The following is a 9425-nucleotide window of genomic DNA, read 5'->3' on the forward strand; positions in this document are numbered from 1 at the left end:
GTAGTAAACATCAATGAACAGCGGTAATTCCAAGACCGAACCCAAGGTATTGCATGCAAACCTCAAGCGCGGTCGTCTGGAGGTAGAGGTCAATGCATCGACCTTTGAGCCACAGGCACTTTTCGATTTTGCCGAGCGCCGAAACCCCAAGCGCGCCTTTTTATTCGTTTCCCGTGTATTGGGGCGTCATATCCCGGCACGGCCGTCACTGATGGCGGAAAGCTTCAATGCCCTGGCTGCAAAAATCCCTGCCGACCTGCCCGGCCCGGTGCTGGTTATCGGCATGGCTGAAACCGCCGTTGGCCTGGGTGCTGGCGTGCACCGCGCGCTCAGCCAGACCCGTGATGACAGCGTGTACCTGTGCAGCAGCCGCCACCCTACGGGCAGTGAACTGTTTGCCCGTTTTGAAGAAGAGCACAGTCACGCCAGCTCGCATCTGCTGCATTTGCCGCAAGACGCACACACCCGCGAGATGATGCTCAACGCCCGCTCGCTGGTGCTGGTGGACGATGAAGCCTCTACCGGCAATACCTTTATCAATCTGTCCCGGGCGCTGGCCGAGGCGGGGCTCAACTCGGTCGAACGTATTGTCACCACGACCCTGACCGACTGGTCCCGGGACGCTGTGCGCAAGGCCATGGGCGATCATGTCAGCAGCGTCTCTTTGCTCGATGGTCGCTACACGTTCGCCGAAGATACCACCGCAGAGCTCCCTCAAATGCCCGAAGTGGGCAGCGTGGCCCAGGGCGACTGGGCACTTGATGCCAGCCGTGACTGGGGGCGCATGGGCGTTCGCGAACACCTTGATACCCTGGCGCCCGATCTGCAGGTCGCCCCTGGTGAACGGGTCTTGGTGGTCGGCACCAGCGAATTTGTCTGGCGCCCGTTTCTGCTGGCCGAGCGCCTTGAGCGGGCGGGCGCCGACGTGCGCTTCAGCTCCACCAGCCGCTCGCCCATTGCCTTGGGCCATTGCATCGATCATGCATTGTCGTTCTCGGACAACTATGGCCTGGGTATCCCCAACTTTCTTTATAACGTCGCCCCCGGCCAGTTCGACCGGGTGCTGATCTGCAGCGAAACCCCGGCAGCTGCGGTCGATCCGGCGCTGGTTAGCGCGTTGAATGCGCAGGTAATCGTTGATGAGCAGTAATCGTCCTCTGGTGTTCGTTGATCTGGACGACACCCTGTTTCAAACCGCCCGCAAAATGGGTGATGAGCCACGCTTTGCCGCCACCCTGGATGTGGACGGCCAGCCCAACGGCTTTATGAGCGCAACACAAAAGAGCTTTGTGGAATGGCTGCTGGCCACCAGCGATGTCGTCCCCGTAACTGCTCGCAGCATCGAGGCCTATCAACGTGTGCAATTGCCGTTCGTCCACGGCGCGGTGTGTGCCCACGGCGGCGTGATTCTCAAGCCCGACGGCTCGCTGGACCCGGTCTGGCATGCGCGCATGTGCGACGAACTGGCCCTTGAGCAAACCCGGTTGCATCAACTGAGCGAGCAAATCCTGGCCATTGGTGCCGAACTTGGCTTTTCGTTGCGTGGCTGGGTGGTTGAAGAGCAGGGCCTGGCCAATTACGTGGTCACCAAGCACAACAACGAAACCGACGAAGCGCTGCTCGTCGTATTGGCCGAGGTCAAGGCGCGCGGGTTGCTCGATGGCCTGTATGTACACGGCAATGGCAACAACCTGGCGTTTCTGCCCATCACCCTGCAAAAGCGTGAAGCGGTACGTGAGTGGATCCGCCGCGATCAGGCGATCAACGGCAAGCGCCCGTTGCTGGGCTTCGGTGACAGTGTGTCGGATCTGGGCTTTATGGCCGAGTGCGACTGGTGGGGCACGCCCAAACGCGGGCAGTTGGCCGCTCATGTGCTGGCGAGCGTCGACCATGAGTAATGCTTTCGCAGGCCTGGAAACCGTCGGCAGTGGCAGCTATGACGCCGATGACGTGCACTTTTTACTGCGCGCCCTGCAGATTGAAGTCACCGACGTGCAGGAAAAAGAGCGGCTGATCCAGACCCGGCAACGCCATTACTCCGAGATGATCAGCCAGGAACATGCACCGTCCGACACCCATAAAAGCCTTTACCAGCGTGCCCTGACGCAAAATGGCGCGCGCATGGCGGCCGATGTGCAGGCGCTGGCGCTGGCCTTGAATGAGCGCTACAACGGCCCCTCGATTGCGCTGGTGTCCTTTGTGCGCGCCGGTTTACCGCTGGGTGTACTGCTGCGCAGGGCGCTGCTTGATCTGGGGCGCGAGGCTGCGCATTACGGCATCAGCATTATTCGTGACCGTGGAATCGACAACGTCGCACTCGAAGCTATCATCAAGAGCCACGGTGCCGAAAACATCGTGTTTGTCGATGGCTGGACCGGCAAGGGCGCGATCAGCGGCCAGATCCGCGAAAGCCTGGCGGGAGACTCGCGTTTCCCGGCAGACCCACGCCTGGTGGTGTTGGCGGACCCTTGTGGCCGCGCCTGGCTGGCGGCGTCCGCTGAAGACTGGCTGATCCCCTCGGGCATTCTGGGGGCTACGGTTTCCGGGCTGGTTTCTCGTTCCATCTGGCCGCAAACCCCGGGCCTGCATGGTTGCGTGGTGTATGACCATTTGGCGGAACACGACGTGACCATGAGTTTTATCCACAGCATCGAAACCGAGCGGGCACAGCTTGCCCCGTTGGCCGCTGCGCAACCCTGGACACTGGATCAGGCCGCAGCCTTGCAACACTCGGCGGTAGCCGCGGTCGAACGTATCTCGACGCGGTTTGCGGTGACCAACCCCAACCGGGTCAAACCGGGTATCGCCGAGGCCACCCGCGCCGTGATGCGCCGGGTACCGGACCACGTGCTGGTGCGCAACCTTGACGATCAGGACGTGCAACTGCTGTTGCACCTGACGCGCCAGGCCAATATCGAGGTCCAGGAAGTCGGTGATGAACTGGGGCCGTATCGCGCGGTGACCGTAATCAGGAGTGTTCGCTGATGATCAAGCATTCAGCCTATGCCTTGGGCGCCACACTTTATATGCCGGCCACCCGTCCCGATATTCTGGATGTGGTGCTGGGCGAGAAGATCCAGGGTTTACGCTCGCTGGTGGTGTGCCTGGAAGACGCCGTGGCCGAAATCGACGTGCAGCAGGGGCTGAACAACCTCAAGAACCTGCTGTTGGGCATCGAGGCGCGTGGCGGCCGTCCGTCGAGCGGGCCGATCCTGTTTGTGCGCCCGCGTGATGCGGCAATGGCAGCGGTGCTTAATGATTGGTCGCTGATGCGCCATGTCGACGGTTTTGTGGTGCCCAAACTCAGCCTGGGCAATATCCGCGAGTGGCAGCAGGCGGTGACCCGCGACGACCTGATGCTGATGCCCACTCTGGAAACCCCGGAAGTCTTTGTGCCCAATGCCATGGTAGAGCTGCGCAGCGCCATGCTGGAGCTGTTGCCTGAGCGCATTATTGCCCTGCGCATCGGTGGCAACGACCTGATGGGCTGCCTGGGTTTGCGTCGTCCACAAACCATGACCCTGTACAGCACGCCCATGAGCTATGTGATTCCCATGTTGTGCGGGATCATGGGCTCGGCAGGTTTTGCCCTGACCGCACCGGTGTTCGAGCAGCTCAATACGCCACACGTGCTGGATCAGGAACTGGCGCTGGATATGGCTCACGGGCTTGTAGGGAAAACTGCGATTCACCCGTCACAAATTGCAGTTATCCACAGGGCGTTGCAAGTCAGCCTTGAAGATCTCAACAGCGCACGCCAAATATTGAGTGAGGCGGCGCCTGCGGTGTTCAAGTTCAACGACGCCATGTGCGAACCTGCGACCCATTACAAATGGGCGCAAACAATTATTGAACGGGCACATTGGCAAGGGGTTCGCCCTGAAGTCGCCTGCCCGACAGACACTTTTGGAGGCAGCCTGAGATTGGCTGAATTAGTGGGTTGAACGACGTTTTGAATACATCGGACAAAGGCAACAAGCAGGTTCTGTCAGCGTTCGACTTCGATGGCACACTGACCTATCACGACAGCTTTGTGCCGTTTTTGCGCTTTGCCTTTGGCAATCGCCTGTTCGCGATGCGCCTGTTGCGGATGATTCCGGCCACGGCGTGCTACCTGCTGGGCAGGATTTCTCGCAATGATTTGAAAGAGAAACTGATCGCGGTCTACCTGACCGGCGCCAAAGAGGCCTGGGTAAAGGAGCGCGCTGAAGCATTTTGTGACGTTTCCTGGCAGCGTCTGATGCGGCCTTTGGGCTTAACATCCGTCGCCAACCAGATTGAGCAGGGCGCCAAGGTAACAATTTGCTCGGCGTCCCCTGAACTGGTGCTCACACCTTTTGCCAAAAAACTCGGTATCGGCTTGATCGGTACACGGCTGGCCTCAGTCGATGGCGTGCTGACCGGGGATATCGAGGGCACCAACTGTCGCTGTGAACAAAAAGTCATTCGGCTGGAGGCGCAATACGGGCCTCTGGACCAATACACACTGCGTGCCTGGGGTGACACCCGGGGCGATGAACAGATGCTCGGAGCCGCTCAAGAGCCGCATTGGCGTGAATTTCACGCACTGTGGCGTCGCAAGCGGCCACTTGACGTGTGCTTGCGCGAGGAGCTGTAAGCCAGGCGCAAGCAAAGCATGTCAATAATCAGTAATTACCTATCGTGCTTCAGTGCAGACAAGGAGACGTTTCATGGCCATTTCGCTGTCCAAGAATCAAACCATCTCTCTCGAGAAAGAAGCGGGAGCCGGTCTCAAGAAAATTCGCATGGGCCTGGGCTGGGATCCGGTCAAGCCCAGCGGTTTTTTCGCCAAGCTGCTGAGCAGTGATACCGCCATCGACCTGGATGCTTCGTGCATCCTGCTCGACAGTGCCAAACAACCGCTGGACCTGGTGTGGTTTCGCCAGCTCAAGTCCAAAGACGGCTCCATCGTGCACTCCGGCGACAACCGCACGGGTGAGGGCGATGGCGACGACGAGTCGATCCAGGTCAACCTGGAGCAGCTGCCGGCCGGGGTCAAGCACCTGGTGTTTACCGTGAACTCGTTTACCGGGCAAAATTTCGAAGCGGTAGAAAACGCCTACTGCCGTATCGTTGACGAGCTGACCGGCAAAGAGCTGGCGCGCTTCAACCTGTCGGACAAGGGCCGTCACACCGGCGTGGTCATGGCATACATCAGCCGCACATCGGCGGGCTGGGACCTGACCGCCATCGGCACCGTGGCCAATGGCCGTACCGCCCAGGATCTGGCCACTGACGCAGCCCAGGCGGTGCGCTCATGACCACATTGACCCCGGGCGCCAACACCGGCGTTGCCAGCGGTACCCTGAGCGTCACCGTCAGCTATACACCGGTGACCGGCGCGGACCTGGACGTTTCTGCGTTTTTGCTCAATGAGTCGGGCAAGGTGCGTGGCGACAACGACATGTGCTTCTTCGGCCAGCAAAGCGTCAATAATGGCGCGGTCAAGCTGGTGGAATCGGCTGCAGGTCGCAGTGTGTTCAGCGTCAATCTGGACGCCATTGATCAGGCCATCGAAAAAGTCGCCCTCACCGCAACCATCTATGAGAACAAGGCCCGTTTCGACGCCTTCCCGCAGTTGACCGTAACGGTGAGCGGCGGCATCGAAGCACCGATTCCGACCCAGGGCATGCAGGAAACCGCGTTGATCCTCGGCGAGTTCTATCGCCGTCAGGGCGTGTGGAAGTTCCGCTGCGTAGCACAGGGCTTTGCCGGTGGCCTTGCGCCCTTGGCCGAGCACTTTGGGGTTGATATTGCGGCTCCTGCTCCTGCTCCTGCTCCTGCTCCGGCAGCAGCGCCGACGCCACCTCCAGCGCCTCCAGCACCGGCACCGGCACCGGCAGCGAAGATCAATCTGTCGAAGATCACCCTGGACAAGCAGCGTCCGTCCATCAGCCTTGAGAAAAAGGACGGTGACTTCGGCGAGATCAAGATCAACCTCAACTGGAACCGTACCAACCCCAACGCCGGGGGCGGCGGCTTCTTTGCTTCGCTGCGCGGCAAGTCGGGCGGGATCGACCTGGACGTGGGCTGCCTGTACGAAATGGAGAACGGCCGCAAAGGCGCGGTACAGGCCCTGGGCAATGCCTTCGGTGATTTCCGTGACGAGCCGTTTATCCAGTTGATGGGCGACGACCGCACCGGCTCGGTAAGTGACGGCGAGTGGTTGCGCATCAATGGCAAGGAGTGGCGCAAGATGCGTCGCGTGCTGGTTTACGCGTTCATCTACGAAGGTGCCCCGAACTGGCAGGCGACTGACGGTGTCATCACCTTGTACATCCCGGGTGAGCCGCCGATTGAAGTGCGCCTGAGCGAAGAGGGCGGGACCAAAGGCATGTGCGCCATTGCTTTGCTCGAAAACGTCGGTGGCAGTGTGAAGGTCAACCGTCGGGTTGAATTCTTCAAGGGCCACTCTGACATGGATAAAGCGTTTGGTTGGGGTATGCGCTGGGCTGCCGGCTCCAAATGAGCGCTCTGTAAGTGGCCGCCTGATGAAACAGGCGCCGTACCTGCAATTTCTGACAAGGTGACTCCAATGCTCGAATGGCTCAAAACCAACGCAAGCGCCGCCCGTGACAAGCTCTCGGCGGAAGTCAGCAAATTCAAGAACCGTGAGTTTATGGAAGCCGTGGTTTCCGGTTGCGCACTGGTGGCCGCTGCCGATGGCAATATCAGCAGCGACGAAAAACAGAAAATGGTCGGATTTATTCAAAACTCCAATGAATTGAAGGTCTTTGACGTCAAGGACGTGATCAAAGCTTTCAACGCCGTGTGTGAAAAGTTTGAATTTGACCAGCAGATCGGTCGCGCTGAAGCGCTGAAATCTATCGGTCAGCTACGTAAAAAAGAAGATGCCGCCCGCCTGCTGGTGCGTGTTTGCTGCGCAATCGGTAGCGCCGACGGCAACTTCGATGAAAGTGAGCGGGCTGCCTGCCGCACTATCTGCAATGAGCTGGGGCTGAACCCTGGCGATTTTGATCTCTGAGGACATCATGGAAAACACGGCAATTGGCTTTCCGCCAACTACCATCGCTGTATTTGTGGCTCTGGCGGTCATTGCTCTGGCAATCGACCTGTTTACCCACAAAAGCGATAAACCGGTCTCGCTGACCAACGCCGCCGTCTGGTCGGTGTTCTGGGTGGTGATCTCGCTCATGTTTGCGGGCTACCTGTATGTGGCCCACGGCCCAAGTGTGGCCAGCCTGTTCGTTACCGGTTATGCGCTGGAGAAAGTACTCAGCGTCGACAACCTGTTCGTGTTCATGGCGATCTTTGCCTGGTTCAAGATCCCGGACGCATTGCGTCACCGGGTTCTGTACTGGGGCATCATCGGCGCCATTGTGTTCCGCCTGATTTTCGTGGCGATCGGTACTGGCCTGCTGGCGTTTGGCCCTTGGGTCGAAGTGCTGTTTGCCGTGGTCGTGGCCTGGACCGCAGTGATGATGTTGCGCAGCAAGGAAGAGGATGAGGAGGAGGATTACTCCAAGCACATCGCCTACCGTTTTGCGAAAAAACTGTTCCCGGTCTGGCCGAAACTGCACGGGCATAATTTCTTTGTTTCACGCAAAGAGCTTGAAAAAGAGATCACGAAGCCGCAGAACAAGGGAATGACTCTTGTAGGCAAGGGCGCTCTTTTTGCTACCCCACTGTTTTTGTGTGTGGTGGTGGTTGAGGTTTCAGACATTCTGTTTGCCTTCGACTCCGTACCGGCAGTGATTGCCGTGAGCCGTGAACCCTTGATCGTGTACTCGGCCATGATGTTCGCCATTCTGGGTCTGCGGACCATGTACTTCGTTCTCGAAGCACTGAAACGCTACCTGGTGCACCTGGAAAAAGCGGTTATCGCCCTGCTGTTCTTTATCGCCGGCAAGCTGGCCCTGAACGCAACCGATCACCTGTTTGGCCATGGTTATGAAATTGATCCAAACACCAGTCTGATTGTGGTGTTGGTGGTCTTGGCTATCGGTATCGTGGCCAGCATCATCTTTCCCGGTAAGGAAGAAGAGCAATCCGACGTTAACAACGACACGAAAGCTTGATCGCACATTACTAAGGAGAATTACACATGGCACTTTCCCTTTCCAAAGGCGGCAACCTGTCTCTGTCCAAAGAAGCCCCCGGGATGACCAAAGTCCTCGTGGGTCTGGGCTGGGATGCTCGCTCCACCGATGGTCAAGACTTCGACCTGGATGCGAGCGCTTTCTTGCTCAAGGCTGACGGTAAAGTACGCGCTGACTCCGATTTCATTTTTTACAACCAGCTCAAAAGCGTGGACGGCTCGGTTGAACACACGGGCGACAACCGTACCGGTGAAGGCGACGGTGATGACGAGGCGATCAAGGTCGACCTGTCCAAAGTACCCGCTGACATCGACCGGATCGCGTTTACCGTGACCATTCACGAAGCTGACGCTCGCCGTCAAAACTTCGGTCAGGTGCGCAATGCTTTCATCCGCATTGTGAACCAGGACAACAACAGTGAAGTGGCGCGTTATGACCTGGCAGAAGACGCCAGCACCGAAACCGCGATGATCTTTGCCGAGCTGTATCGCAATGGCGCCGAGTGGAAGTTCCGCGCTGTGGGCCAGGGCTTTGCTGGCGGTCTCAAGCCATTGGCGGAAAGCTACGGCCTGAAGTTTTAATCTGCACCCCATCAACTTTTCATATAAGGGTTCACGAACATGGCAGTAAGTCTGAGTAAAGGCGGCAACGTCTCCCTGACCAAAGAAGCACCTGGCCTGACCGAAGTGGTTGTAGGCCTGGGTTGGGACCCGCGGGTTACTGACGGTCAGGAGTTCGACCTGGACGCCTCGGTGTTTATCGTTGGTGAGAACGGCAAAGTGCTGAACGACGGCAGCTTTGTGTTCTACAACAACAAGACTTCGCCCGACGGCAACGTTGTGCACCAGGGCGACAACCGCTCGGGCGCCGGCGACGGTGATGATGAGCAAGTAAACGTCAACCTGTCGGGTCTGTCGCAAGAAGCCAAAAAACTGGCTTTCGCGGTGACCATTCACGAAGCGGATGGCCGCAAGCAAAACTTCGGTCAGGTATCCAACGCTTACATTCGCGTTCTGAACAAGGCTGACGGCAAGGAGCTGGCACGTTTTGACCTGAGCGAAGACGCTTCGACCGAAACCGCGATGGTGTTCGGCGAGCTGTATCGCAATGGCGAAGAGTGGAAGTTCAAGGCAATTGGTCAGGGCTTTGCCGGTGGCCTGGCGCCATTGGCTTCGAACTTTGGCGTTAACCTGGGCTAACCCCCGGCGTTAAACGAAAGGCCCTCCCCGGTATCGGGGAGGGCCTTTTTTTTTGTGTATAAACACCTGTAGATACTCTGTTGCAGGTCAAGCTTTCGATAGGTGTTTTTCATCGAAAAGCTTGGCCGTATCAAAAGGCTCACCG

At 58.3% G+C, this 9425-nt stretch carries 11 protein-coding genes; all 11 read left to right on the forward strand.

The genetic code is table 11. The annotated features are described in order from the left end of the window. The first annotated feature begins 13 nt into the window (after positions 1-13). On the forward strand, positions 14-1150 hold the full coding sequence (locus GHO03_RS16700) for a phosphoribosyltransferase domain-containing protein (protein WP_095020647.1): 1137 nt from the start codon (positions 14-16) through the stop codon (positions 1148-1150). Next, entirely contained in the window at positions 1140-1898 is a 759-nt protein-coding gene (locus tag GHO03_RS16705; RefSeq protein WP_153400217.1) for a trehalose phosphatase, read from the forward strand. Before GHO03_RS16700 ends, GHO03_RS16705 begins: the two co-directional genes overlap by 11 nt. Beyond that, entirely contained in the window at positions 1891-2985 is a 1095-nt protein-coding gene (locus GHO03_RS16710; RefSeq protein ID WP_095024398.1) for a cysteine protease StiP family protein, read from the forward strand. The genes GHO03_RS16705 and GHO03_RS16710 overlap by 8 nt, the downstream gene beginning before the upstream one ends. Next, positions 2985-3944 carry an HpcH/HpaI aldolase/citrate lyase family protein gene (locus tag GHO03_RS16715; RefSeq protein WP_095020649.1) on the forward strand — a complete coding sequence of 320 codons (960 nt, stop codon included), beginning with the start codon at positions 2985-2987 and terminating at the stop codon, positions 3942-3944. Before GHO03_RS16710 ends, GHO03_RS16715 begins: the two co-directional genes overlap by 1 nt. Continuing rightward, a complete protein-coding gene (locus tag GHO03_RS16720) occupies positions 3941-4618 on the forward strand; it encodes an HAD family hydrolase (RefSeq protein ID WP_095018727.1) in 678 nt (225 codons plus the stop codon). The genes GHO03_RS16715 and GHO03_RS16720 overlap by 4 nt, the downstream gene beginning before the upstream one ends. Positions 4619-4691: 73 nt before the next feature. After that, positions 4692-5282 (forward strand): TerD family protein, encoded by a 591-nt coding sequence (locus tag GHO03_RS16725; RefSeq protein WP_095002486.1) that lies wholly within the window; start codon positions 4692-4694, stop codon positions 5280-5282. After that, positions 5279-6490, forward strand: coding sequence for a TerD family protein (locus tag GHO03_RS16730; RefSeq protein WP_095039284.1), 1212 nt, complete (start codon positions 5279-5281; stop codon positions 6488-6490). The genes GHO03_RS16725 and GHO03_RS16730 overlap by 4 nt, the downstream gene beginning before the upstream one ends. Before the next feature lie 66 nt (positions 6491-6556). Beyond that, positions 6557-7006, forward strand: a complete 450-nt coding sequence (locus tag GHO03_RS16735) for a tellurite resistance TerB family protein (protein WP_095002488.1) — start codon at positions 6557-6559, stop codon at positions 7004-7006. Positions 7007-7013: 7 nt separating this feature from the next. Then, positions 7014-8060 carry a TerC/Alx family metal homeostasis membrane protein gene (locus tag GHO03_RS16740; protein ID WP_095002489.1) on the forward strand — a complete coding sequence of 349 codons (1047 nt, stop codon included), beginning with the start codon at positions 7014-7016 and terminating at the stop codon, positions 8058-8060. A 26-nt stretch (positions 8061-8086) separates the two neighbouring features. Beyond that, positions 8087-8662 carry a TerD family protein gene (locus GHO03_RS16745; RefSeq protein WP_016783512.1) on the forward strand — a complete coding sequence of 192 codons (576 nt, stop codon included), beginning with the start codon at positions 8087-8089 and terminating at the stop codon, positions 8660-8662. Between the two features lie 39 nt (positions 8663-8701). After that, positions 8702-9280: a TerD family protein gene (locus tag GHO03_RS16750; RefSeq protein WP_095002490.1), complete on the forward strand. Its 579-nt coding sequence runs from the start codon at positions 8702-8704 to the stop codon at positions 9278-9280. Positions 9281-9425 lie beyond the last annotated feature (145 nt).

The sequence above is a fragment of the Pseudomonas sp. FSL R10-1339 genome, from assembly GCF_009600545.1.
Classification (GTDB): Bacteria; Pseudomonadota; Gammaproteobacteria; order Pseudomonadales; family Pseudomonadaceae; genus Aquipseudomonas; species Aquipseudomonas bubulae.

Coding starts and splice junctions, on each gene's coding strand:
- GHO03_RS16700 (WP_095020647.1), top strand. CDS start 14: ATGAACAGCGGTAATTCCAAGACCGAACCCAAGGTATTGCATGCAAAC.
- GHO03_RS16705 (WP_153400217.1), top strand. CDS start 1,140: ATGAGCAGTAATCGTCCTCTGGTGTTCGTTGATCTGGACGACACCCTG.
- GHO03_RS16710 (WP_095024398.1), top strand. CDS start 1,891: ATGAGTAATGCTTTCGCAGGCCTGGAAACCGTCGGCAGTGGCAGCTAT.
- GHO03_RS16715 (WP_095020649.1), top strand. CDS start 2,985: ATGATCAAGCATTCAGCCTATGCCTTGGGCGCCACACTTTATATGCCG.
- GHO03_RS16725 (WP_095002486.1), top strand. CDS start 4,692: ATGGCCATTTCGCTGTCCAAGAATCAAACCATCTCTCTCGAGAAAGAA.
- GHO03_RS16730 (WP_095039284.1), top strand. CDS start 5,279: ATGACCACATTGACCCCGGGCGCCAACACCGGCGTTGCCAGCGGTACC.
- GHO03_RS16735 (WP_095002488.1), top strand. CDS start 6,557: ATGCTCGAATGGCTCAAAACCAACGCAAGCGCCGCCCGTGACAAGCTC.
- GHO03_RS16740 (WP_095002489.1), top strand. CDS start 7,014: ATGGAAAACACGGCAATTGGCTTTCCGCCAACTACCATCGCTGTATTT.
- GHO03_RS16745 (WP_016783512.1), top strand. CDS start 8,087: ATGGCACTTTCCCTTTCCAAAGGCGGCAACCTGTCTCTGTCCAAAGAA.
- GHO03_RS16750 (WP_095002490.1), top strand. CDS start 8,702: ATGGCAGTAAGTCTGAGTAAAGGCGGCAACGTCTCCCTGACCAAAGAA.